Source organism: Proteus sp. MB838 (assembly GCF_054767435.1).
The window spans coordinates 1-24,256 of sequence record NZ_BAABMO010000017.1 but is presented as its reverse complement, the minus strand read 5'-3'; the positions used below and the strand labels follow the sequence as shown (position 1 = coordinate 24,256).

Annotated in this window: 20 protein-coding genes; 17 read left to right on the top strand and 3 right to left on the bottom strand. The window is 35.4% G+C overall.

Translation table 11 applies throughout. From position 1 onward, the window contains the following. Nucleotides 1–57: 57 nt before the first annotated feature. On the bottom strand, nt 58–816 hold the full coding sequence (locus ACYUCW_RS09350) for an FNR family transcription factor (protein ID WP_460408449.1): 759 nt from the start codon (nt 814–816) through the stop codon (nt 58–60). Nucleotides 817–1,381: 565 nt separating this feature from the next. On the opposite strand from ACYUCW_RS09350, the gene ACYUCW_RS09345 reads away from it, so the two are divergent. The 17 genes from ACYUCW_RS09345 to ACYUCW_RS09265 all read left to right on the top strand — a co-directional run bounded on the left by ACYUCW_RS09345 (nt 1,382) and on the right by ACYUCW_RS09265 (nt 21,241). Then, nucleotides 1,382–3,778, top strand: a complete 2,397-nt coding sequence (locus ACYUCW_RS09345) for a DMSO/selenate family reductase complex A subunit (protein WP_036918287.1) — start codon at nt 1,382–1,384, stop codon at nt 3,776–3,778. After that, complete coding sequence (locus ACYUCW_RS09340) at nt 3,775–4,404, top strand: DMSO/selenate family reductase complex B subunit (RefSeq protein ID WP_004242832.1); 630 nt, start codon at nt 3,775–3,777, stop codon at nt 4,402–4,404. Before ACYUCW_RS09345 ends, ACYUCW_RS09340 begins: the two co-directional genes overlap by 4 nt. Continuing rightward, nucleotides 4,401–5,273, top strand: coding sequence for a dimethyl sulfoxide reductase anchor subunit family protein (locus tag ACYUCW_RS09335; protein ID WP_004251287.1), 873 nt, complete (start codon nt 4,401–4,403; stop codon nt 5,271–5,273). The genes ACYUCW_RS09340 and ACYUCW_RS09335 overlap by 4 nt, the downstream gene beginning before the upstream one ends. Before the next feature lie 20 nt (nt 5,274–5,293). Next, on the top strand, nt 5,294–6,178 hold the full coding sequence (locus tag ACYUCW_RS09330; protein ID WP_004242836.1) for a 4Fe-4S binding protein: 885 nt from the start codon (nt 5,294–5,296) through the stop codon (nt 6,176–6,178). Nucleotides 6,179–6,308: 130 nt separating this feature from the next. Beyond that, nucleotides 6,309–7,334 (top strand): NAD(P)H-quinone oxidoreductase, encoded by a 1,026-nt coding sequence (locus ACYUCW_RS09325; protein WP_004242837.1) that lies wholly within the window; start codon nt 6,309–6,311, stop codon nt 7,332–7,334. A gap of 513 nt (nt 7,335–7,847) precedes the next feature. Continuing rightward, the gene (gene disA / locus ACYUCW_RS09320) at nt 7,848–9,680 is read left to right on the top strand and encodes a swarming inhibition tyrosine decarboxylase DisA (protein ID WP_460408445.1); all 1,833 of its coding nucleotides are present in this window, start codon (nt 7,848–7,850) and stop codon (nt 9,678–9,680) included. A 356-nt stretch (nt 9,681–10,036) separates the two neighbouring features. Then, a complete protein-coding gene (locus tag ACYUCW_RS09315; protein ID WP_036918291.1) occupies nt 10,037–10,855 on the top strand; it encodes a PadR family transcriptional regulator in 819 nt (272 codons plus the stop codon). After that, entirely contained in the window at nt 10,848–11,003 is a 156-nt protein-coding gene (locus ACYUCW_RS09310) for a hypothetical protein (RefSeq protein ID WP_004242841.1), read from the top strand. Before ACYUCW_RS09315 ends, ACYUCW_RS09310 begins: the two co-directional genes overlap by 8 nt. 281 nt (nt 11,004–11,284) lie before the next feature. After that, complete coding sequence (locus ACYUCW_RS09305) at nt 11,285–11,992, top strand: hypothetical protein (RefSeq protein WP_163748807.1); 708 nt, start codon at nt 11,285–11,287, stop codon at nt 11,990–11,992. A gap of 292 nt (nt 11,993–12,284) precedes the next feature. Continuing rightward, complete coding sequence (ahpC, locus tag ACYUCW_RS09300) at nt 12,285–12,848, top strand: alkyl hydroperoxide reductase subunit C (RefSeq protein ID WP_004242845.1); 564 nt, start codon at nt 12,285–12,287, stop codon at nt 12,846–12,848. Nucleotides 12,849–12,940: 92 nt separating this feature from the next. Next, nucleotides 12,941–14,506 carry an alkyl hydroperoxide reductase subunit F gene (ahpF, locus tag ACYUCW_RS09295; protein WP_017628129.1) on the top strand — a complete coding sequence of 522 codons (1,566 nt, stop codon included), beginning with the start codon at nt 12,941–12,943 and terminating at the stop codon, nt 14,504–14,506. A gap of 311 nt (nt 14,507–14,817) precedes the next feature. After that, nucleotides 14,818–15,810, top strand: a complete 993-nt coding sequence (locus ACYUCW_RS09290) for an alpha/beta hydrolase family protein (RefSeq protein ID WP_063215611.1) — start codon at nt 14,818–14,820, stop codon at nt 15,808–15,810. A 255-nt stretch (nt 15,811–16,065) separates the two neighbouring features. Beyond that, nucleotides 16,066–16,548 (top strand): hypothetical protein, encoded by a 483-nt coding sequence (locus tag ACYUCW_RS09285; protein WP_004248034.1) that lies wholly within the window; start codon nt 16,066–16,068, stop codon nt 16,546–16,548. 150 nt (nt 16,549–16,698) lie between these two features. Then, on the top strand, nt 16,699–17,181 hold the full coding sequence (locus tag ACYUCW_RS09280; protein WP_163748809.1) for a GNAT family N-acetyltransferase: 483 nt from the start codon (nt 16,699–16,701) through the stop codon (nt 17,179–17,181). A 192-nt stretch (nt 17,182–17,373) separates the two neighbouring features. Beyond that, complete coding sequence (locus tag ACYUCW_RS09275; RefSeq protein ID WP_004248036.1) at nt 17,374–18,282, top strand: AEC family transporter; 909 nt, start codon at nt 17,374–17,376, stop codon at nt 18,280–18,282. A 122-nt stretch (nt 18,283–18,404) separates the two neighbouring features. Beyond that, a complete protein-coding gene (locus ACYUCW_RS09270; RefSeq protein WP_004248037.1) occupies nt 18,405–19,718 on the top strand; it encodes a transcriptional regulator in 1,314 nt (437 codons plus the stop codon). Nucleotides 19,719–19,789: 71 nt separating this feature from the next. Then, nucleotides 19,790–21,241, top strand: a complete 1,452-nt coding sequence (locus ACYUCW_RS09265) for an AMP nucleosidase (RefSeq protein WP_004248038.1) — start codon at nt 19,790–19,792, stop codon at nt 21,239–21,241. 82 nt (nt 21,242–21,323) lie between these two features. On the opposite strand, the gene ACYUCW_RS09260 is transcribed toward ACYUCW_RS09265, so the two are convergent. Together ACYUCW_RS09260 and ACYUCW_RS09255 are read right to left on the bottom strand one after the other, a co-directional pair. Then, on the bottom strand, nt 21,324–22,316 hold the full coding sequence (locus ACYUCW_RS09260) for a tyrosine-type recombinase/integrase (protein ID WP_004248039.1): 993 nt from the start codon (nt 22,314–22,316) through the stop codon (nt 21,324–21,326). A 307-nt stretch (nt 22,317–22,623) separates the two neighbouring features. Beyond that, the gene (locus ACYUCW_RS09255; RefSeq protein WP_004242876.1) at nt 22,624–23,661 is read right to left on the bottom strand and encodes an isoaspartyl peptidase/L-asparaginase family protein; all 1,038 of its coding nucleotides are present in this window, start codon (nt 23,659–23,661) and stop codon (nt 22,624–22,626) included. Nucleotides 23,662–24,256 lie beyond the last annotated feature (595 nt).

The following is a 24,256-nucleotide window of genomic DNA, read 5'->3' as shown; positions in this document are numbered from 1 at the left end:
ATAGAAAACGGGACACAAATTTGTGTGCCCCGTTATAAAAATAGGTGATGTAAAAGATTAAGCTTCTGTTGAGGAAGGCAGTTTGCCTGCGAGTTCACTTAACATTTCACTATCTTCAATAGTGATGTATTTACCTTTTACACTTAACATACCACTTTTCTGGAAACGACCTAATAGTCGGCTAATAGTTTCTACTGTCAGGCCTAAGTAATTACCAATATCACCACGAGTCATGGTTAAACGGAACTCACGAGGTGAAAAACCGCGCTGCGCAAAGCGGCGAGAGAGGTTATAAATAAAGGCGGCTAAACGTTCTTCTGCATTTTTCTTTGATAGCAGTAAGATCATCTCTTGGTCACCTTTGATTTCGCCACTCATTAGACGCATCATTTGTTGACGTAAATTAGGCATTTTGCCTGATAAATCATCTAGTGTTTCAAATGGTATTTCACAAACCATTGATGTTTCAAGAGCTTGTGTAAAGCTTGGGTGTTCGGTGTTGATAATGGCATCAAATCCAACCAAGTCACCTGCAAGATGAAAACCTGTGATCTGTTCGTCGCCTTCTTCAGTGATCGTATAACTTTTAATAGTTCCTGAACGAATGGCATAAAGTGGCTTCAGCTCATCACCGGCTTTAAACAAGGTTTGACCTTTCTGGATAGGTTTTTTACGCTCGATAATATTATCCAGTTGATCAAGCTCATGCTCGTTTAAAGTAAACGGGATGCAGAGCTGGCTAATACTGCAATCTTGACAATGGATTGCACAACCGCCAGATTGGATTCGGCGAACGACGCGTTTTTCTGGGATCATAAGCTTGCTCATTACAAATAAAAATATTGATATGTGTCAATTTTAACACACATTGCTGTAATTGGTAAGGGGAATAATGGTACGCATAGAAATAATTCTGAATGTAAAAAACGATATAGATTGATTAAGCCCGTGTTTTGTTTGGTGACTTATTTAGAATAATTTGCGCTAACCCTATACACGATTGGTATATTATTCGATTTTTTAAGGAAGTCATAGGGTATTTGCTAAATTATCTTTGGTAAAACTAAAAATTAGGAGGGAACTCAAGAAATTTTATTCAAGGATTAACATCTTATTCACTTTATTTTCTTAACTTTTCGTTTTGCCAACAGAAATTAATCATCTGTTAACACTTCCTAAGTAAAGTTAGCTAAATGTATTTTTGATACAACTTAATGCTAACTTGAATTAGCTTTTCCTTATAAAATGGCAGATCCCATACAAAGACGAATGGAGTTTTGAAACATTCGCTTACCTATTAAGTGGTATTGATATGTATCAATAAGGGTTATCCACTATCTTTTATCATTTTCATTAATAAAAATAGTTATGTGAGAATGATATGTCTATAAAAAAACAAGAAAAAAGGCTTGCTAATCAAGAGGGGATGCCATTAACGCGTCGTCATTTTGTACAAGCCAGTGCAGCATTAGTGAGTATGCCTTTTTTCGCACAAAATGCACAGGCCAATCTTGATAAAAGCCTACCTATTGCCAACATTGATGAGAAACCTGCTACTGTCGTCGCAACATGTAGCACCTTTGACTGTGGTGGTAAATGTGATATCCGAGCTCATGTTAAAGAGGGGATTGTTACCCGTATTACCACAAGACCAGATGCTGATTTAGATGAACAAATGCCGATAATGAGAGCCTGCGTAAGAGGTAGAGGTTATCGTAAATTCACTTATCATGCGGATAGACTTAAATATCCCATGAAACGTGTGGGTAAGCGCGGTGAAGGCAAATTTGAGCGTATCTCTTGGGATGAAGCAACCTCTTTAATTGCTGATAATGTAACACGATTAACTCAACAGCATGGTGCAGCAAGCCGTTTTCTTACGGTAAATACCGCTGTCACTGGGGGGATCTTCTCTGGTGATACTATGATGAAAAAACTCTTTAATCTCACAGGAGGATATCTTCCTTATTATCATTCAGTGAGCTTAGGGAATACCGCTAAAGTAACACCTTATACTTATGGCGTATCTAAAACAGGAAGTTCTCTTGATACTTTAGCGGATACGCCTTTAGTTATTTTGTGGGGACATAATCCCAACGAAACCATTTTTGGTCACACCAATCACTATTTTCAAAAAATGAAAAATAATGGGACCAAATTTATTGTTGTCGATCCTCGTTATTCAGATACAGCTCAATCTTTAGCTGATCAATGGATCCCATTACTTCCTACCACAGATAATGCACTGATGGATGCAATGATGTATGTCATTGTGACCGAAAATTTACATGATAAAGCGTTTATCGATAAATATGTGGTAGGTTTTGATGAAGATCATATGCCAGAAGGGGTGCCAGCTAACGAATCATTAATGGCTTATTTGTTAGGGAAAAAAGACGGTATAGCGAAAACCCCTGAATGGGCGACAAAAATCACACGAGTCCCAGCCAATACTATCCGTCAATTAGCACGTGAATATGCGATGACAAAACCCGCGGCCTTAATTCAAGGTTGGGGGCCACAACGTCATATTTGTGGTGAACGTACCGCCCGTGGTTCAACGTTATTAGCAGCAATTACTGGGAATGTGGGTAAAAAAGGCGCTTGGGCGGCTGGATATGGCGGAATTGGTAACCGTCAATCTATTCGTGGTCCCAATATTGGCAAAAATCCGGTAACTGCACAAATATCCATTATGAATTGGATGCAAGCTGTTGAGGATGCGAGCAAAGTGACGCCAGAAGATGGCCTTATTGGCGTCGACAAACTTGATAGTAATATCAAAATGATCTTTTCTTTAGCGGGTAACTATCTTGTCAATCAAAACCCTGATGTTAATGCGGCAGCTAAGTTACTTGAAGATGAATCTAAAGTAGAGTTTATCGTTGTTAGTGATCTATATATGTCGCCGTCAGCCAAATACGCAGACTTAGTTTTACCAGAAACGAGCTTTTTAGAGCGTTGGAATATCGGTAATACATGGGGAACGGGCAACTATTTCTTACTGTCAGAAAAGGTCGTTGAACCTGCTTTTGAAAGACGTTCTGATTATGAATGGATCAGCGATGTTGCTGAGAAAATGGGAGTCAAAGAGGCTTTTACCGAAGGACGGACAGAAAAAGAGTGGATAGCTTATCTCGTTAATACTAACAAAGAACGCTTTAAAGATAGACCTGATTTCCCAACTTTTGATGAATTACTCAAGACTCGCCGCTATCTTTTCAAAGATGCACCTTTTGTTGCATTTGAAGAAAATATTCGTGATCCAGAAAATCATCCTTTCCCAACTCCATCAGGAAAAATTGAAATTTTCTCTAAACGTCTCTATGACATGAATAATGTCGATATTCCTGCATTATCTCATTATGTTCCCGCAATTGAAGGTCCAGAAGATAAATTGACCGAGAAATATCCACTACAAATGTTAACTTGGAAAGGAAAAAATAGAGCTAATTCAACGCAATATGCTAACCCTTGGCTACAAGAGGTACAACGCCAAGAAATGTGGATAAACCCTATTGATGCACAAAATAGAGGCATCAAAAATGGCGATATGGTGCGTATCTATAACGACAGAGGGATCACACAAATACCTGCTTTAGTTACCGAGCGAATTATTCCTGGTGTGGTTGGTTTACAGGCGGGGGCTTGGTGGTCTCCTGACAAAGACGGCGTTGATCATGGTGGGTGCCCTAACGTTTTGACATCAACACGTATGACACCATTAGCCCATGGTAATTCACATTTAACCGTTTTAGTTGAGGTAACCAAAGCATGAGTGAATTCAAACAATATGCGCCTGTTAGCGATGAACAGCTTGGTTTTTTTATTGATTCTTCTCGTTGCTCAGGTTGTAAAGCATGCCAAGTTGCATGTAAAGATAAAAATAATTTAGAGGTTGGGCGCCGTTTTCGCCGTATTTATGAAATACAGGGCGGGGGATTTGCGCCTAATGGGCAAGGTGCATTTGAAAATAATGTCTTTGCATACACATTAACGATTTCATGTAATCATTGTGACGATCCTATATGTGTAAAAAACTGTCCAACAACAGCAATGCATAAACGCCCCGGAGATGGCATTGTCCGTGTTGATACCAGCAAATGTGTTGGGTGTGGTTATTGCTCATGGTCATGTCCTTATGGTGCACCACAAATGAATACTGAAACGGGACAAATGTCGAAATGTGATTTCTGCGTAGATTTATTAGCAGAAGGTAAAAATCCTATTTGTGTTGATACATGTCCATTAAATGCGATTAAGTTTGGAAAAATTAAAGATTTACGCGCTAAATATGGTCATTTAAGCCAAGTTCAAGGGTTACCTGATTTTACAATCACTCACCCTAATTTGGTCATTAAACCACATACTGGTGCAATTAAAAAAGGAGGGAACCAAGCATGAGTGAATGGCCATTAGTTACCTTTACTTTGTTAGTACAAAGTTCTGTTGGTGTTACTATTTTTACTGCCCTCTATTTTTGTTGGTTAGAGAAAGAAATAGGTAATCAACGAGCAACACGCACTTTGCGCCCCGTATTACTGACAAGTGCTATATTGGGATGCTTAGGATTATTAGCCTCAACACTGCATATGGGATATCCGTGGAATGCGTTTCATGCCTTACGCCATATATCATCATCATGGCTAAGCCGTGAGATTATCTTTGCTGCTCTTTACCTGGGCGCACTATGTTTATATACCTTGCTAGTACTAATAAAAGGTCATATGAATAAAACCCTCTTAGCCATTATCGGTTTACTGGGGTTAGTGGATATTTTCTGTATGGCTTCGCTTTATTACAGCACATCGATGATAACTTGGATGCATGTTAATACCTATTTTATGTTTATCGGCTCTGTTTTTTCTGCGGGAGCGGTGATCACATTATTAATCACTTCAATAAGGGTTAAAGCCTTTGCTGATGGCGAACTTGCTAAAAAAATAGTATTAAGTGCTTTAGTTGGTATTTTTCTTGCTGTGACTATCCGTATGGCAGAGCAACCACTTTATTTATCATGGATGTCAGAAATACAATTAACCAATGATGCAATTACTTTTCCTCATACCCCTATAATTGCGTATAATGAGACTTTCGGATTAAGAATATCTGCATGGATATTGTCTATTATCAGTATATTAATGATGGGATATAGCCTGTATAAATATCGTATAGCTGTATTTACTTCTGGATTATCTCTAATTTGGAGTAGTGGTATTGTCCTGTTAATTGCTGAAATACTTAACCGATTTGCATTTTTTATTGTTAAGTAATAGTAATGGAGTTATGAAGTATGAGGCGTTTTATTAGGGTAGATCTTCCTCCTGAACCTATCATTAATGATAAATGTGTTAGGAAACGCCTCAAACAAAGCCTTTGTGATAGCTGTTCAAAAGTCTGTCCTGTGGACGCTATCACTTTTAGTCTTTTGAACGTTGAAATAGATAATGAGCGTTGTTTCCAATGCGGTAATTGTCTATTTACTTGCCCTGTTGATGCTATAGAAAATATCTCCCCCCATGAACGTAGCTTTCAAGATAATCTATTAGTCATTAATCATGATGAACCACTGGCCAGTATTGAAGAGCTTTTGGTTTGGCATCGACAATATCAAATACGCGGTATGAAAATAGCGGAACCCTTGGTTGATAAGTGGCTGCCGATACTCGCACAACTTAATTTGCAATTAAAAACCTTACAAGAGCCTATTTGGCAATTAGTTTTAGTGGAGCCTGAACCGGTCGATAGTGGTCGTCGCTTTATGTTATTTCGACAAAAATTAGATGAAAAGCCACTTAACAAAGGTCACGTAAAAACAGGATTAAATGCAAGGAAACAGCTTTATCCGCAAGATAGCTGGTTCCATATTCAATTAGATAAAGAAAGTTGTATTCTTTGTTCTGCATGTGCCAAGGTGTGTGATGAAGGTGCAATCACAATCGAAGATAATCGCTTTATCATTGATGAAAAACGTTGCACTGGTTGTATGAACTGCCAAGTTGTCTGTTTTCCAAAATCAATAAAAGTCGTAGAACAAATTGCTAAAAATAGCACACCGACACATTACCATTATTATGATGCACAATGTGATAAATGCCGCCTTGCTTTTTTTGCTTGGGAGCCTAATGCCACCTTATGTCCGATTTGTACTCAGCATCAAAAACAGGGATGGCTATAACAGTGTTTATAATTTGTTCTATGCAAAAATAAATTTATCTCAATAACATCATTACTTAAATAAAATGACTATTTTTATGCGATAGTGATTGTTGATAAAGATCTCATTCATTTCTAAGTAAGGTGACATCATGATAAAAAATAATGACTTACCTGCTTTTATGACGCAAGTGGTTATTACTGAACCCGGTGGCGTTGATAAACTGCAATTAGAAAATAGCCCATTACCGTCATTGCCCCCTCATTATATGTTGGTAAAAGTTAATGCAGCGGGTGTTAATCGCCCTGATATTTTTCAACGTCAAGGTAGTTATCCACCGCCAGCCGATGCATCTCCTATATTAGGATTAGAGATTGCTGGGGAAGTGGTGAAATTAGGTGAACATTGTACAAAATGGGCAATAGGTGATCGTGTTTGCGCTTTAGTTGCTGGTGGCGGTTATGCTGAATATTGTTTAGTCCATGAAGATATCGCTTTACCGTCGCAAGGATTAAGCGATATTGAAGCGGCAGCATTACCTGAAAATTTATTTACTGTTTGGGCAAATCTATTTCAACTCGGTCAGTTAAAAGCAGGGGAATCGGTTTTGATCCATGGGGGCACTTCTGGGATTGGCTCTATGGCGATTATGTTAGCACACAATCTTGGTTGTGAAATTTACACAACGGTAGGTTCAAAAGAAAAAGCCGAAGTTGCCCAAAAATTAGGGGCTAATCATGTTATTAATTACCGTGAGAAAGATTTTGCTACAGAAATTCCTGTATTAACTCAAGGTAAAGGCGTTGATGTCATACTTGATATTATCGGCGGCGATTATGTGGAAAAAAATTATCAAGTTGCGGCGAAATTTGGCAGAGTGATCCAAGTTGGCATGATGAAAGGGGCCCCTAAAAACTTAAATATGATGCCACTGATGCTTAAGCGATTAATTCATACAGGTTCTACCATGCGTTCTAGAACGCCAGAAGAAAAAACGCATATAGCACAAGAATTAAAACAACAAGTATGGCCGTTGATTATCAAAGGTCAAATTAAGCCTATTATTAATGCGGTCTTTTCTTTACAAGAAGTTGCCAAAGCACATCAATTAATGGAGTCTGGTGACTTAATTGGTAAAGTAGTGCTTGAGATTGATATGAATAAATCACTGGTGTAGAGCGAAAATAAATTTATTTTATTTATTATAAGTTACAAAAGCATTCTCATTCTCAATCACGATTATTCTGAAAAAACACATAATAAAGATATTATGTGTTTTTTTATTCTCTATAAAAAATTTAAGAAGCTTTAATATGATCCTGTGCTTTTTGCGTCATTATAAAAATAAACCTCACTTAATAATCCATCTTATCTAAGATAAAAAATCACTTATTTAAAATAAAACAGATTTAAGTATCGACTATGGTAAAAATATTATAATAAGTTTTGAAAAATAGCATAAATCAAAATTGATAATGAAATTTATAAACTAATTAATAAAACTAAATCATTTATCATGAAAAAGTTAAAACTTTAGAACGAACTTGGAAAATCTTATCTGATATCAATAAAATAAAGAAGATTCTTACTCATCATGTAGTATATCATTTAAAAAGAGACTAATTATTTACGTAAAATAAACTCAATTCTGATTAAAATTGATAACAAAAATTTATATATAGGTGCGATGATGGCAAATCACAAAGAAACCTGTCTGAGTGCTGCAGAGCGTGTGTTTGATACCCGAACCGTGGATACCCTAACATGTTATCATCGAGAGATGGTAAAGATGTTGATGGATAGTGAGTCCTTTTATTCTAGTCCAAATAACTCACAGATAAATACTAATGAGAGATTAGAGAAAAAAATAAAAAGCAATACTATTGAAAATAAAGCTGTGAAGGGATCTTATGGTGATATTTTAAATAATTTAAACCAGCAGCTAATGAATAATAAACCTGAGATTGAGCCTTATTTCTCACATTACAACTCTCCCGTCATGCGATTGGCGAAATTAGGCTACCTTTCTGCACTGGCCTATAATGCTGATAATGTTTTTAACAAACATTCACCCATACAAAAACAGCAAGAGCAAAAAATAACTCATGATTTGTGTAAACTAATCGGTTTTGAGCCAGATAAAGCATTTGGACATATTACCACCAGTCATGTTTTTGCTTGTTATGAAATTTTGTGGGCTTTGAGAAATTTAAAAACACTGCCGATGGCGATTGCACGTCATCCAAAATCAAGAGATCTGGTTGCAGATAAAAAAGCATTTGAGTTATTTAATATGTCTATCACTGATATTTTATCCATCAGTGAACAGCTATATGAGCGAGATATTTTTGATGATGTCAGCCATTTAACTTGTCGTGGTACAGGCATGACAAGAACGATGCATTTAGGTAAATTACTAGTACCGATATACCGCTTCGAATTTTGGAAGAAGGCGATGGATATCTTGGGGTTAGGTTATGATAATCTCATTGCCTTACCAATAGATGAAGAGTTTAAAACAGATATAGCTAAAACGCGTCATATTGTGCTTCGTCTAATCGAGCAGGGAGAGCCGATACTCGGTATTATTGGTGTGTTAGGCTCATCGACATACGGTAGCATTGACAAACTTAAGCCTCTTTTCGAATTACGTGAAGAGTGTGAAAAACAACATAACAACTCATTCTATATTCACATTGATGCATCCCAATTAGGCTATATGAAAAGCCTGTTTCTTGACGAAAATAATAGCATCATCCCTTATAACATATTGTGCGATAAACTTAAGCAAGAAGCACCTTTACTTGAGTTAACCTCAGATATTTATGATAGTTTTACTCAGCTATCAAGAGCTGATTCTGTTTCTTTTGAGCCATTTCAAGCGGGATTTGCTCCTTATCCTACGGGAATTGTTTGTATAAAAGATGCTCGATTAAGCCGTTTTCTCGCTAACCCGCCAAAACTGTGCCCAGAAGACGGGAATATTCCCGATGAAATCGATGGGATCCAATCAGCACCTGCAGTTGCATCAATGTGGGGGATCCATCAGCTATATGCTTTTAATAATTTTGGGTATGGACAATGCGCTCAAAATCAATGGGAAGCTAGAGTAAAACTGGAACAACAATTAAAACAAGAGAACGAATTTGAAAAATCGGGTATCTCTTATGCTATTCATATTTTGCCAGTTTCAGATTTTAATAAACTCACTTTTGCCATTGCTCTTAAAGGCAACCAATGTTTAAAAATACAAAATCAGCTAAATAATGCTATTTATAAAAATTTAGAAATAAAGAGCCAATATAAGCCAGATCTCAACCTATTAGTGCTGTGTGCTCGTAATAGCGATGATATACCTGCTCAGTTTTGTCAACAATGTCATTTAGGTAAAGATGAATGGAAGCAAGTTAACCACTTAAGTCTTTTACAATTAACGATAAAAAACACTGATAAATGGAGTGAAGAGCATATTAAAGCAGGGTGCGACTATATTAAAAAAGTTGTCCTATCTGCATTAAAATAGCTATTTTGTTCTATTTATTATTTAACATAGTAAAAGTTAGCAAGGAAAAGGTTGCTAACTTTTTTAGTTTACCCTTATAAAAGTGACGCTGTCACTAAAGTTACTCCTTCCTTTGCTTATTTCGTTTGTCTAGCTCCTTATTTTCGTTATGAATAGCACATAAAATCAAGATCGAGAATGAGAATTATTCATAATTAGGCGTGAATTATAGAATGTAACTATAGATAAATCATATTGTTACTATTCCTTATGATAGATAAAAGTAAATAGATATATCTAAAACTTGATCATTTAGATATATCGGATTATATTGGTCATCAATGATTTCGATATATCTAAAAAAATGAGGGAATATTATGATGATCCAAGCGTTACATTCGCTTTATCAACAACACACCGATAATGGTGGTCATGGCATCGGACGTTGTGGTGGTAAAGGTAAACACAGAGGACAACACCATAATGGCAATAATGAACATTGTTGTCATGGTGAAAGAGGCCATCACCAAGAAGGTCATGGCAAATGTTGCCAACAGGGTGAGCAAAGTCATGAGCATAATGATCATGCCGATCATGGCTGTTGTCACGGTGAAAAACAGCAAGAGCATGGTAAACGACATGGCCGAGGTTGTGGTGCCGGTAAAGGAAAAGGAAGAGGCCAAGGTCGTCAATTAAAACGTATGTTTGACCATGGTGATTTACGTGTCCTTTTGTTGAGTATGATCGCGGCAAAACCTAGCCATGGGTATGAAATTATTCGAGGAATAGATGAAGCATCTTCAGGACTATATGTACCAAGTCCAGGGGTTATATATCCAACACTGACACTATTAGAAGAGCAAGATTTAGTTGTTGCTAATATCGCTGAAAAAGGCCGTAAAAATTATAGTATTACGCCAGAAGGTTCAGCATTTTTAGCAGAAAACCAAGAAACAGAAAAAAATATTCAAAATAAACTGGCTTATGCACGTGATTTATCACAAAACGCAGGGGGAGTTTCTGAGGAAATCGAATTTGCGGTAGGAAAATTAAAAGCGGTATTACGTCATAAGTTAGTATTGAAACAACTTTCTGTAGAAAAAGCGCAACGCATTGCTTTTATACTTAATGAAGCAGTCGAAAAAATAGAAGCCATTAATGAGGCATTGATCTCTGAGGTAAGGGAAGATGAATAAAACAGAAACACCATTACGGAACAGAAGCAAAAATAATGATATTGAAAAAGAAGAGCTAGAAAATAATCCAGCCGTCAAAGAGCAAATTTGTCCTAAAATGCCAGTATCCTATTTTCGACGAGCGTTACGAAAAACAGGTAGACTATGATAATGCTAGACAGAGGCTATCCATATGCTATAGCTTCTGTCGTTTTGAGCATGCTGCCTCGCATATTTCTTTTATCATGTCATCATTTTTTTCAACGCACTGTTTTTTCAAATAGTTCTCACTACTAATGAGGCACTTTATAACTATTTCGGTGGTTTTTTATTAGTTTTTTATTATAAGTTGTGAGACTCCTCGCTTTTTTATTCTTAGTTCATTACTTGCTGATTTTATTGATACTGTTATTTTTTAATTTGTCATAATATTCGAGATACCATTGATATATGGTAAAACCAAAATGCTACCCATGCATCTATATGAATAAGATGATAGATAAGATAAATAAGATGACAGATAAGATAAACAGTACCTATATGCCTTACAAACATTATAAAAATAGCATAGCAATATTATTCCTCGCCTCTGCCTTGCTACCTAGATTTTCTGTGGCTGAATCACTCACTCATTTACCTCAAAAAGATCGTATTTCTTATTTTGCTCAAGCGGAGAAAATGGCCATCACTGGTGTGGCAATTAAAACCAAACCCGTTTTAGCCAGACCTGCAAAAGAAGGAGAAGTGATCACCACTTACATAAAAGGTGAAGGGGTTGAAACTATTTCGGAGCCAGCCAAAGCGGGTGATTGGGTTGTACAAAATATTTGTCCAGCAACAGGTAATGAAGAAATTCTGGTCAGAAAAGATAAATTTGCTCAGCGCTATAATCTGGCTGATGCAGACAAAGCGAAAAGCATCACACCGATAAGGCAAGGCTATCAAGTTTTTATCCCTAAAGGGATTGAAATGAATTATTTTATTGTTCCAAAACAAACCGCTGAGTTTGCAATGGAAGCGCCTTGGGGAGAGCTACAACGTTTTCAAGCCGGTGATGCAGTTGTGCAATCTACCACCGATAAAAAAGATATTTATCGGATCCAACAGGCCGCTTTTAAATGCACTTATACTATTTTAAAAACCGCCAAAGAGATTTGATCTGTATATATGTGATAAAAAGCGCTAAATTGAAAAAATAATTGTTACTTTTTATAGAGTTAATTTTATATTTTTACTGCTAAAAATAGCAATAATTAGCTTGTTTTGTCATTAAATCGTGTTTTTTTGTATTTTTTTTAGTCATTTGCGTTAGTCGCTACATTTCGTTAATCTATCTCTATCAATTTATTAAACTCATTAGGTAAAACCTATTGATATGATAGTAGGAATGTATTAGATATTCTCAATTGGAATAGGTACATTAGATTCATACTAAACAGGAGGAAATACAATGTCTTTAATTAATACCCCAATCAAACCATTCAAAAACATGGCATTTAAAGACGGTCAATTCGTAGAAGTGACTGAAAAGGACGTCGAAGGCAAATGGAGCATTTTCTTCTTCTATCCAGCTGACTTTACCTTTGTTTGTCCAACAGAATTAGGTGACTTAGCTGATCATTATGAAGAATTCCAAAAAATGGGTGTAGAAATTTACTCTGTTTCTACTGACACTCATTTTACTCATAAAGCATGGCATAGCAGCTCAGAAACTATCGGTAAAATCAAATATGGCATGATCGGTGACCCAACTGGCGCATTAACTCGTAACTTTGAAAATATGCGTGAAGCGGAAGGTCTGGCAGATCGTGGTACTTTCGTTGTTGACCCACAAGGTATCATCCAAGCAATCGAAATTACTGCTGAAGGTATTGGCCGTGATGCAGCTGACCTGTTACGTAAAGTAAAAGCAGCTCAATATGTTGCTAGCCACCCAGGTGAAGTTTGCCCAGCAAAATGGAAAGAAGGTGATGCAACTTTAGCTCCATCACTGGATTTAGTTGGCAAAATCTAAAAAATTCTAAATAAGAATCAAGCCACTAAAGAAGCTACTAACGTAGTTATTTATCGGGTGTTTCGGCACCCGATTTTATTGAGGGTGCAAAAATGTTAGATAATAATTTAAAAGCTCAACTGAAAGCTTACCTAGAACGATTAACCCAGCCAGTTGAGTTAGTTGCAACATTAGACGACAGCAAACATTCTGCTGATATCCAAGCCTTATTAAAAGAAATTGAACCGTTATCTGATAAAGTCACATACCGTGAAGATAACAGTGCTAATGTGCGCAAACCATCTTTTCTTATTACCAACCCAGGGAAAACAACGGGCGTTCGTTTTGCAGGCTCGCCATTAGGTCATGAGTTTACTTCTTTAGTCTTAGCATTATTACAAACCGGTGGTCATCCATCTAAAGAAGCCCCAGAATTACTTGAACAAATTCGTCAGTTAGACGGTGAGTTTCATTTCGAAACCTATTATTCGCTCTCTTGTCATAACTGCCCTGATGTTGTTCAGGCATTAAACTTAATGGCGATTTTAAATCCGAACATCACCCATACGGCGATTGACGGAGGCATGTTCCAAAATGAAATTCAGGAACGTAATATCATGGGCGTTCCTGCGGTATTCTTAAATGGCAACGAGTTTGGCCAAGGTCGTATGACTTTAGCTGAAATTGTTAGCAAAGTAGATAGCAATGCAGAAAAACGCACTGCAGAGTTATTAAATAAAAAAGATGCCTTTGATGTTTTGATCGTCGGAAGCGGCCCTGCGGGGGCGTCAGCGGCGGTATATGCTGCACGTAAAGGCTTAAATACAGGTCTTATCGGTGAACGTTTTGGTGGACAAGTTCTCGATACTGTTGATATTGAAAACTATATCTCTGTACCTAAAACAGAAGGCGCAAAATTAGCTGGGGCTTTAAAAGCTCACGTTGATGATTATCAAGTTGATGTCATTGACAGCCAAACTGTCAGCCGTTTAATTCCGGGAGCAGCAGAAGGTGATCTACACCAAATTGAAACCGCATCTGGTGCGATTTTAAAAACCCGTAGCTTAATTATTGCCACGGGCGCTCGCTGGAGAAATATGAACGTACCGGGTGAAAACGAGTACCGTACTCGCGGTGTAACATACTGCCCACATTGTGATGGTCCTCTATTTAAAGGTAAAAGAGTGGCTGTTATTGGTGGTGGTAACTCCGGTGTTGAAGCTGCCATTGACTTAGCGGGTTTAGTGGAGCACGTGACCGTACTAGAATTTGCCTCAGAAATGAGAGCCGATGCTGTTTTACAAAAGAAACTGCGTAGCTTAAGTAATGTCGATGTTATCTTAAATGCCCAAACAACAGAAGTATATGGAGATGGCACTAAGTTAACAGGACTGAAATATAAAGATCGCACTAACGATTCAATGCATGATATTGCCTTAGCGGGTATTTTCGTCCAAATTGGTTTACTGCCAAACACACAATGGTTAGACGGAACTGTTGAGCGTAATAAAATTGGTGAGATCGTGGTTGATTCACGTGGTGAAACCAATATTAAAGGGGTATTTGCTGCGGGTGACTGTACAACTGTTCCTTATAAACAAATTATTATCGCCGCAGGTGAAGGTGCAAAAGCCTCATTAAGCGCTTTTGATTACTTAATTCGCACAACTGCAAAATAAGCAAATCAAAGATAATCAATAAGTTATAGAGAAAGGCATCTTTTTTAAGATGCCTTTTTTTGTACATAAAACCATCAAAAAGAGCTAAAAAGTGCCCCTGAGTGTTCAAGTGTGGACAGAATGTTGTTTAAAACAATTTCTCAAAATAAAAGCCGTTTTCTGCCTATTTAATTTTTAAGCAATTTAACCATTCCAATTAAGATACTTTTTACATCTATTTTTCTTTGTTCAAGAAAAATGCTATTCAAAATTTTTAAGCAATCTATACTATTATTCCACTACTTAAATAATCTATAAGGAAATTGATTGATATGGTTCTAAAAAAGAGATGTTTTAGACAAATTGCTCCTGCGCTTATTTTTTCTTTACTAACAATTGGTACTTTCTCGGCGAATGCGAATATCGATGTTCGCGATGAAACCTTATTTGAAGCACATCAGCGTTTTAAAACACAAATTATAAATGATAGTTTTGACAATACTGAAGCACCTTGGGAAGCACCAGCAGAAATATTCAATGTAGTTAAATATCCGGCCAAACTAGGTGATATGTATGCTTATTTAACCCCTCCGCCGGCGAATAAAAAAAATAAACTACCTGCGGTTATTTGGCTGAATGGAGGATATGGTGGGATAGGAGGAGATGATTATTTTTGGACACCACAACCAGTTGAAAATGACCAAACAGGAGCGACGTTTCGTGATCCTAATATGGTACTCATGATACCTTCTTTTCGTGGTGAAAATACCAACCCTGGTCGCTATGAAATGTTTTATGGTGAATTAGAAGATTTAGACTCAGCTAGAGAATATTTAGCGTCATTACCTTATATTGATCCTAAACGTATTTACGTAGTAGGACATAGCACTGGGGGAACGAGAGCATTATTGGCTAGTGAATACAGTGATAAATTCAGGGCAATATTCTCTTTAGGAGGAATACCTGATCTTAAACTACGCACAGAAGGGCGGATGATGGTTGAATTACCCTTTGATAAAAACAACGAAGAAGAATTTAATGTCCGCTCTGTATACCGCTATATTAAATCAATAAAAACACCAACATTTTATTTTGAAGGTCATGATTATTTTTGGAATGAATTCAATGAATTACGTGTGGTTGCAATGGAACACGATATTCCTCTGAAAATTTATAATATAAAAAATGGAGACCATTTTAATATTATTGTCCCTGTTAGCCAATTAATTAAAGACAAAATCTTGCAAGATACTGATACAAATAAAGAAAGCAATATTCGATTCACGAACGAAGAAATTAAGTGGATCAATAAAATGGTGAAATAAATTTTAAAATAATAAAACTGCTCTATTATCAATTAGATAAAAGAGCAGTGATGTCTATTTATTTATAGCCAATATAGTGCGTCTAAATTTTCATCATCTGTACTTGAAGGTATTTAGAACTTTTCTTTCAATAATCAAAACAGAAGATGTTAGAATTGCTTATACTGTCTTATAAACATATAGGTTTAGGTAAAAATATTAAGTATATTATATATGATATGAAAGAATACAATTTTAAAATAGAAAGGATTGAATATGAAAACTAAAATAGTTTATCAATGGAAGGAAAAAAGACGGGATAGACTCTCTTTTTTAGGAGCAGAAGTGGTTTTTTCTGTGTTATTTGGTATTGTAAACGGTTTAATATATATGTTATTTATGACCTTGTTACCTGATTCCGTTGAGAATGATCCTGATAAATTATTTTTCTACCAATTCTCTTTTAGTTCTTATGGTATAGTCGAATTCATATTATTAATAGCACAAATCTACGTATTTGCACTTATTTTAACTCAACGAGTAAGAGATTTCGGTTTCAAATATCCTATCACTATTGCACTGATCTTTACCATTGGCACCATGGTCCTTACACCATATCCATTACTTATTTCTTCAGATACAATGGTGATAGTGCGTTTTATTTTATTATTAGGATATATTATTGCATTATTATTGCCATCTTCGAATAATGTTGAGTGTAATAACGATGAAAATAACAAGATAACTATACTAAAATAGTTAACTAACAAGTGAATTAGCCTAAGTGTATCAGGCGTAATGGATACACTTAGGACATTATAAAAATAATCTTATAATAGTGATATAAAAATAAAATAGTGAATAATAACTTCTATAATTACAATATATACAGTGGCTAATGAGGTTATAATGGAAGGTGTTCAACTTAGGCTTGCGGAGCCTCATGAAGCAAAACGATTATGGTATTTAAGAAATAAAGCGTTACGTTTTGGCTGTCAACATGTCTATCCGCCCGATATATTAGCCGCTTGGACTCCTGATGAAATGCCTGACGGCTATAGACAATCTATTATTAATAATCCTTTCTATGTTATTGATGATAAAAAGTTGTCTATTCCCGTGGCTTCTGGTTTTTTAGATCTTAAAACTGGCTTTGCTGAAGCCATTTTTACATTACCGGAATGCATGGGAAAAGGATATGCAGGACTTATTCTTAAACAGCTACAATATGAAGCTAAACAAAGAAATTTTGTTCAGTTATTTTTAGATGCAACGCCTAATGCGATGCTATTTTATTTAAAACAAGGGTTCATTGTTTTAGAAGAGCGAGAGTACTATTCTAGCTTGGCTCAGGCAAGTTTACACTGTTATCGAATGTATATTGATTTATAAAATTTATAAATAGTGCCTTATTGACATAAAAATTATACCTAGCATTATAGAACAGAAAAAGTTGGGCTTAAAATGCGAAAATTTTTTATTTTTATCATTTTTTGAATTAGCTTTTATATTAACAATATCAGTTGGTAATTTTGCTAATGTTACGATATTGTAAATTATGACTATTTTTCTGGGGCAAACACTATGCAAAATGTGTTGTTAACGTTATGGCCTTTATTTGCGTTAATTGCGCTAGGCGCTATTTTAAGAAGAAATAAAGCATTTGAACCTGCATTTTGGGTAGGGGCTGAAAAATTAAATTATTTTTTACTCTTTCCTGCATTACTTCTCAATAGCTTGGCTAATGCTCCTTTATCTGATCCTCAATTACCTCACCTTGCTGGGGCTATTTTCTCAGTAGTCATCATTACCACTATTTTGTGTGTTATTTTTAAAAAAATAACCGGCTGGTCTGCTGGCCGTTTTGGTGCGATCGTTCAAGGCAATATTCGGTTTAACACTTATTTAGGTTTAGCTATTGTCGCTGATTTATTTGGCGTTGAAGGCTTAGGAATAGCTGCTTTGATATTAGCAACCTTGGTTCCTCTATCAAATGTGACTTCAGTGCTTTGTTTAACCGCAGGGCAAAATGTAACTTTTCGTCAATTAATCTTCCCAATTATTAAAAATCCATTAATTATCTCTTGCGTAATAGGGATTGTTATCAATTTATCAGGAATAGGGCTTCCTTTTGGTAGCGATCAATTTCTAAAATTGTTAGCTGCGACTAGTTTACCTTTAGGGCTTATCTGTATTGGTGCGGCATTACATTTATCAACACTAAAAGCAGAAAGTAAAATGATTAGTATTAACACAGTGACTCGGTTGCTTATTGTACCGATAATTGCATATAGTGTTGCTAATTTTTTAGGTTTGTCTCCATTAGTTATGATGCTTTTAGTCATTTTCTTTTCTATCCCTACAGCCCCAACTTCTTATATTTTAACTCGACAGCTAGGAGGGGATTCTGAGCTAATGGCGGGGATCATTACATCACAAACCATGCTTGCAGCAGTTACCTTGCCGATCGTATTAAGTTTTTTAATTCCATAAACTTAAAGGAAATACGACTAATATGATTTATAGTGGGTGATTTTTTATAGCATAGTTTCACTAAAAGTGTTCTTCTCTTAAATGTAATTTTAATTATTATATGGTTAATTTAAGAGGAAAATATGATGAGTGTAAAAATTAATCACAATGATATTTCTAATTCACAAATATTAAGAATATCACAAGGAGAAAAAACAAAAGATGTGATGTCATTATGGGATAAAATAAAAGACTGGTTCCAATCAAACAAAAGAGAAAAAGCACTAAAAACAGTTGAAAATATTGTATATCAAGATCTATTTGATGACAAAAATCATTTTAAAATGCTATATCATGTTTTAATGCTAAAAACTATGGCTTCAGATGCATATAAAGAAAGAATAAAAATTGATATTAATGATAATGATAAAAATATTACGATTTCAATAGATAATTATAATATTTCTATAACGGATATAGACAATGAAAAACTTAATAAAATGTCAACAATAATTAATGCATTTAATCGGCATTCATCAATTTTTTCTAATGAAATTGCATTGAAATGTCTATATGAAAAGTTAGATAAAAATGAGCTTAATGATCAAATTTTTGCTGAGTTGTATATTGAATTAGATAATAAAATACGTTCTGGTGAAATAGACTTAAAGCTTAATAAAAGTAACTTTAATCAAGTTAACTTTAGTGCTATAAGACAGCTCGTAAGCAAAGCGATAGAAAATGATAATACTAACTTAGATACAGAAAATGATAATGCGAACTTAGAAAATGATAATATTAACTTAGAAAGTGATAATACTAACTTAAATATAAAAAAGGCACTAATAAAAGATATAAATAGAAATACTTATATTTTCAATGGTAAAGAAATAAAAAGTAAAAATCAAGACGAGGCAATGGAAGAATTTGAAACTTTAACTAAAGATATCTCAGAGGAAAATAAAAAGGCAATTTATTATTTACTAAATCAAGAAGGGATCACCTTAATTAAATCATATAATGATTCTTTTGATTACTACACATTAACAACATCTTTTTCTATGAGTAATGTTGTTAAGCAAGAACAAATTTATAGTATAAAGACTCTTTCTGATGATTTAATTGAATTAAAAATAAAATTTTTTAAAAAAAGTAGCGATAAAATAAATCTAGATATTCCCTTAGCTCAACCATTTGAAAGTAAGTTATATAATTTTATCTATGATATGGTTGCTATTAATAATAATATCGAAATAACTTATGATAAAATTTTAAATGAAAAGATGAAAGAGATAATAAAACAACTAAATAATAAAAAACCAAGGCTAGGAGAGCTATTCTCCCATCTATTGAGTCGAAATAAAATCATTAAAGAAGACAGCGTTGATATTACGTTAAAACTAAATAAAGGACAACTAGTCTCATTAGGTGGAGAATGCTCATATAATTTTTATTAATTTTATTCTTTGGTCAAAATAGAGCTTCTTGCTATGATGTGAAAAACGTGAGAATAAGTAGAGGCTCCTTTATGTCAAAACCTCATAACCCAGAAATTCAAAAAATTATTAATGAGTTAAAACAACAATATCAAAATGCTGTTGATGCCTTGCGTAATGCTATTATTATGTATGCTCAAGATGGAAAATTACCTGATATAAAACAAAGGGCTGAAGGTCTATTTGCTTATCCGCAATTAACCGTGCATTGGTATGGTGATGTTAAAAAAGAAGATAAAACAAGAGCTTATGGGCGTTTATCAAAATCAGGTACTTATTCTACTACTATCACCAATCCAACTTTATTTGAAAATTATTTAACTGAGCAACTGCAACTTATTGCAGATGCTTATCATGTCTCTTTTGAAGTGACGGCCTCAAAACAAGAGATACCATATCCTTTTGTCATTGATGGCACTGGCATTGGTTTTGATCGGTCAATGAGCGCCTCTTTAGCAAAATATTTTCCGACTACCGATCTCTCTAAAATTGGTGATGATATTACCGATGGTTTAATTGATGACAGCGAGCTTTTACCTCTTTCACATTTTGATGCACTACGGACGGATTTTTCTTTGGCTCGTTTAAAGCATTATACCGGAACTTTACCTGAAGATGTGCAACCTTATATTTTATTCACCAATTATAACCGCTATGTGGATGAGTTCGTTCGTTGGGCCTGTGCACAAGTTGCTGATAAAAATAGTCCATATTGCGCACTTTCTTGTGCAGGTTTTCAGCAAATAACCGCCGATACGGTTGATCCGGAAAAATTAATTTCTGATCTGACATGGAAAAAATATCAAATGCCCGCCTATCATTTAATTGCAAAAGAAGGGCCGGGAATAACATTAGTGAATATTGGTGTTGGGCCGTCAAACGCCAAAACAATTTGTGATCATCTGGCGGTTTTACGTCCTCATGTTTGGTTAATGATTGGTCATTGTGGAGGCTTAAGAGAAAGCCAATTATTAGGTGATTACGTTTTAGCTCATGCTTATTTACGAGATGATCATATTTTAGATGCTGTATTACCGCCAGATATTCCTATTCCTAATATTGCTGAAGTTCAGCGTGCACTTTATGATGCCACTAAAGCCATTAGCGGTAAGCCTGGACATGAAATCAAACAACGATTAAGAACAGGAACGGTTGTGACAACAGATGATCGCAATTGGGAATTACGTTTTTCAGCAACATCAAGGCGATTTAGTTTAAGTCGAGCCGTTGCCGTGGATATGGAAAGTGCCACTATTGCCGCTCAAGGTTATCGTTTTCGCGTTCCTTATGGCACTTTGTTATGTGTATCTGATAAACCGTTACATGGTGAAATAAAATTACCAGGACAAGCTAATCACTTTTATGAAGGTGCGGTATCAGAGCATTTGCAAATAGGTATTCATGCAATTGAGTTATTAAAAGACGAAGAAGATAAATTACATTCTCGTAAATTAAGAACCTTTAATGAGCCGCCATTTAGATAAGCCATAGCTAAAATTAATAAGATGAAAATTTATATACCCAATATCATTGATTGAATTGGGTATATTTTTACAATATAAAAGGCTAAAAACGTAAATGTCGAGCCGCTTTTCTAAGACGATCATCACCACGTCTATCATAGCGCTGTGTAGTCATAATACTGGCATGACCCATGGCATCTTTTACGGTTACAATATCTTCGCCATTATCTAACATTGCAGAGGCAAAAGTGCGTCGCAGATCGTGAGGAGCAAATTTATCAATGCCACTTTCTTGTTGGCGTGTCTCTAAAATATAATAAATGGCTTGGTCTGTTATTCGTTCATCCGTTACATCATCAAAGCGGCGAATACGTGTGAAAAGGGCGCCATCTTGTGATCCCCTTATTTCATCGATCCATAATTGAACACGCTCCCAAGTATCTTCTGGCATATAGGATATTCTTTCTTTATTACCTTTTCCTCTAACAATAAAGGTTTGATCACGAAATTGAATATGCTCGTAATTAAGCGCAACAATTTCTGAACGGCGTAATCCACAGCCAAGTAGTACACTTAATATGGCCGCATCTCTTAAACCTTTTGAGGAGTGGTCTTTTTCACAACAGCGAAAAAGTGCGCGAATTTCATGTCCAGTAAGCGCTCGACCTTTAGGTAATCGACTGCCTCTTACCGATTTAACTTGGCGAATATGTTGATAGCTTTCTGTATCCATCAATTTCATCGCCCATGCTTCTAAAGCGACACCTTTTAGTGCAGCTAAATAAGTGTTAATCGTGGCGGGTGCTTTATCCGCATCAGATAACATGTCGATAATTGCTTGAATATGGTGGCGGCGAAGTGCTCCCCATTGGCAATGCTTTATTGAAGAGAAGCCAATCATTTTTGCCACGATTGTTAAAAACGATCCCATCGTTTGGCGACTACGTTTAGAGCCTAAACTGCGTAAATAAGCCAGTGCAGGGTTAGTTTGTGTCGGAGAGGTGAAAGTTGCATTGAGATCTAATAATGGTTGTTTTTCCGCCAATACAAGTGATGTTTCTGGTGTTATTTCTTGATCGTCGTGGTGAAAATCCACAGCAATTTCCTTATTAAATCAATATAACTATGCTGAATATTCTAACAGATCTAAAAAAGAAAAAAGCTACTTTTTCAAAGGATCATTTTAATAAGTAGAGGCGATCATGTTTGTTTTTAGTGCATAATGTTTGTTTTATAAACGGTTTTGGAGTACAAAGTGAACAGTGGGTTTTACCCATGAAAGGAATAAAGAGATCAAAATAGAGGGATGATCGTGGAAATGGCTTAATATTATGCCCTTGGTTTATCTGTATTTTTAATAACAGTCGCTAAAAACCAAAGGCATAGTTTTAAAATAATGAAGGTTAATCTTTATAAATGGCGACTAGTGGTTTGCCATCATTACCAATGGTGCCTCGATACATTCCCTCAGAGTTAAAGCTCATCGTGTAGTTTCCAGATTTGTCTAATACGATAACACCACCACTTCCATTTATCGCTTTTACTTCATCAAGTGCATTTTGTGCCGCTTGCTCTAGAGGTAGTTTTTGATATTTAACTTGGGCTGCAATATTAAATGCGGTCAGCGTTCTAATAAACATTTCACCTGATCCTGTTGCCGATACCGCAACCGTTTCATTATCCGCATAATTACCTGCACCGATAATAGGGGAATCGCCCACACGACCATAACGTTTATTGGTCATTCCACCTGTTGATGTTCCCGCCGCTAAATTACCATGTTGGTCTAATGCAACAGCGCCAACAGTGCCGTATTTATAATCATACATCATCGGATCAGCAAAAAGAGCCGCAGTTTTACCATCATGATCTAATACAACTTGTTCTTTTTCTAATGCTTTTTGTAGTTGTTGCCAACGATATTCAGTACGAAAATAACTCGGATCAACGATGGTTAACCCTTGCTCTTTGGCAAAAAGATCAGCCCCTTGAGAAACCATCATAACATGTGGACTTTTTTCCATTACCGCAATCGCGGCATTAATCGGATTTTTTACTGTGGTAACACCAGCAACAGCACCCGCTTTGCGCGTTTTACCATCCATAATAGAAGCATCAAGTTCGTTTCTACCATCGTGAGTAAAAACAGCACCTTTACCTGCATTAAAAAGAGGAGAGTCTTCCATAACATTAATCGATTTTTGTACGGCTTCAATACTGGTGCCTCCACTATTTAAAACAGCATATCCAGCATTTAATGCTTCGGTCAGTTTGGCTTTATATTCTTTTTCTTGTTCTGGGGTGATGGTATCCTTCGTTATTGTACCTGCACCACCATGAATAACGAGGCGGATAGGGGCTTGTGTATTATTAGCTAACGCAGAAGAGGCAAAAAGAGTACAAAGGGTAAGTGTAGCGAGCTTATAGTTAATGTTTTTCATATAAACCTTCTCTTAATCGGATTGAGTTGTGTATTTGCAGGGAAGTTATTACTTTAATTGTATATTGTTATTTGATATATAATTATTAACTGCAATAATCACTATATAAAAACTTTACCTAATAAGTGGTCTGATGACAGGCAAAAATAACAAATAATTTCAATTTAAATTAATGCTATAATAATCAAACTGTTATATTTAAGGAGTTTTATGCAATTAATTTAAAATTAAACCTTGCAAATAAAATATTAAAATAAAAGTATGTTGGTTATTATTTATTTTTAACGCTGTTAAATTTATAGCAAAATCAAAAAATAGCTAACTCCATCAACATTAAATATGTGACTTCGATCAATTATCGTAACCAATTGTTATTATTATATTTTGATTTTAATAAAGCTAATGGATGCTAAATTTTATACATTTTGTGTGTTATCTCGAATAATCAAATTTTGATAGTGTATTATGTGATAAAAGTACTACATTAAATTCACACAACACACTATCATATTCTTATTATATTTTATAATTCATATGGTTAACTTTTGTTTTTCTCTTTTTTTATTTTATTTTAATTCGCTTTATATATATAAAT

Excerpts from the sequence above, each read along its gene's own strand:
- ACYUCW_RS09350 (WP_460408449.1), bottom strand. The coding sequence starts at position 816 with ATGATCCCAGAAAAACGCGTCGTTCGCCGAATCCAATCTGGCGGTTGT.
- ACYUCW_RS09345 (WP_036918287.1), top strand. The coding sequence starts at position 1,382 with ATGTCTATAAAAAAACAAGAAAAAAGGCTTGCTAATCAAGAGGGGATG.
- ACYUCW_RS09340 (WP_004242832.1), top strand. The coding sequence starts at position 3,775 with ATGAGTGAATTCAAACAATATGCGCCTGTTAGCGATGAACAGCTTGGT.
- ACYUCW_RS09335 (WP_004251287.1), top strand. The coding sequence starts at position 4,401 with ATGAGTGAATGGCCATTAGTTACCTTTACTTTGTTAGTACAAAGTTCT.
- ACYUCW_RS09330 (WP_004242836.1), top strand. The coding sequence starts at position 5,294 with ATGAGGCGTTTTATTAGGGTAGATCTTCCTCCTGAACCTATCATTAAT.
- ACYUCW_RS09325 (WP_004242837.1), top strand. The coding sequence starts at position 6,309 with ATGATAAAAAATAATGACTTACCTGCTTTTATGACGCAAGTGGTTATT.
- disA (WP_460408445.1), top strand. The coding sequence starts at position 7,848 with ATGGCAAATCACAAAGAAACCTGTCTGAGTGCTGCAGAGCGTGTGTTT.
- ACYUCW_RS09315 (WP_036918291.1), top strand. The coding sequence starts at position 10,037 with ATGATGATCCAAGCGTTACATTCGCTTTATCAACAACACACCGATAAT.
- ACYUCW_RS09310 (WP_004242841.1), top strand. The coding sequence starts at position 10,848 with ATGAATAAAACAGAAACACCATTACGGAACAGAAGCAAAAATAATGAT.
- ACYUCW_RS09305 (WP_163748807.1), top strand. The coding sequence starts at position 11,285 with ATGGTAAAACCAAAATGCTACCCATGCATCTATATGAATAAGATGATA.
- ahpC (WP_004242845.1), top strand. The coding sequence starts at position 12,285 with ATGTCTTTAATTAATACCCCAATCAAACCATTCAAAAACATGGCATTT.
- ahpF (WP_017628129.1), top strand. The coding sequence starts at position 12,941 with ATGTTAGATAATAATTTAAAAGCTCAACTGAAAGCTTACCTAGAACGA.
- ACYUCW_RS09290 (WP_063215611.1), top strand. The coding sequence starts at position 14,818 with ATGGTTCTAAAAAAGAGATGTTTTAGACAAATTGCTCCTGCGCTTATT.
- ACYUCW_RS09285 (WP_004248034.1), top strand. The coding sequence starts at position 16,066 with ATGAAAACTAAAATAGTTTATCAATGGAAGGAAAAAAGACGGGATAGA.
- ACYUCW_RS09280 (WP_163748809.1), top strand. The coding sequence starts at position 16,699 with ATGGAAGGTGTTCAACTTAGGCTTGCGGAGCCTCATGAAGCAAAACGA.
- ACYUCW_RS09275 (WP_004248036.1), top strand. The coding sequence starts at position 17,374 with ATGCAAAATGTGTTGTTAACGTTATGGCCTTTATTTGCGTTAATTGCG.
- ACYUCW_RS09270 (WP_004248037.1), top strand. The coding sequence starts at position 18,405 with ATGATGAGTGTAAAAATTAATCACAATGATATTTCTAATTCACAAATA.
- ACYUCW_RS09265 (WP_004248038.1), top strand. The coding sequence starts at position 19,790 with ATGTCAAAACCTCATAACCCAGAAATTCAAAAAATTATTAATGAGTTA.
- ACYUCW_RS09255 (WP_004242876.1), bottom strand. The coding sequence starts at position 23,661 with ATGAAAAACATTAACTATAAGCTCGCTACACTTACCCTTTGTACTCTT.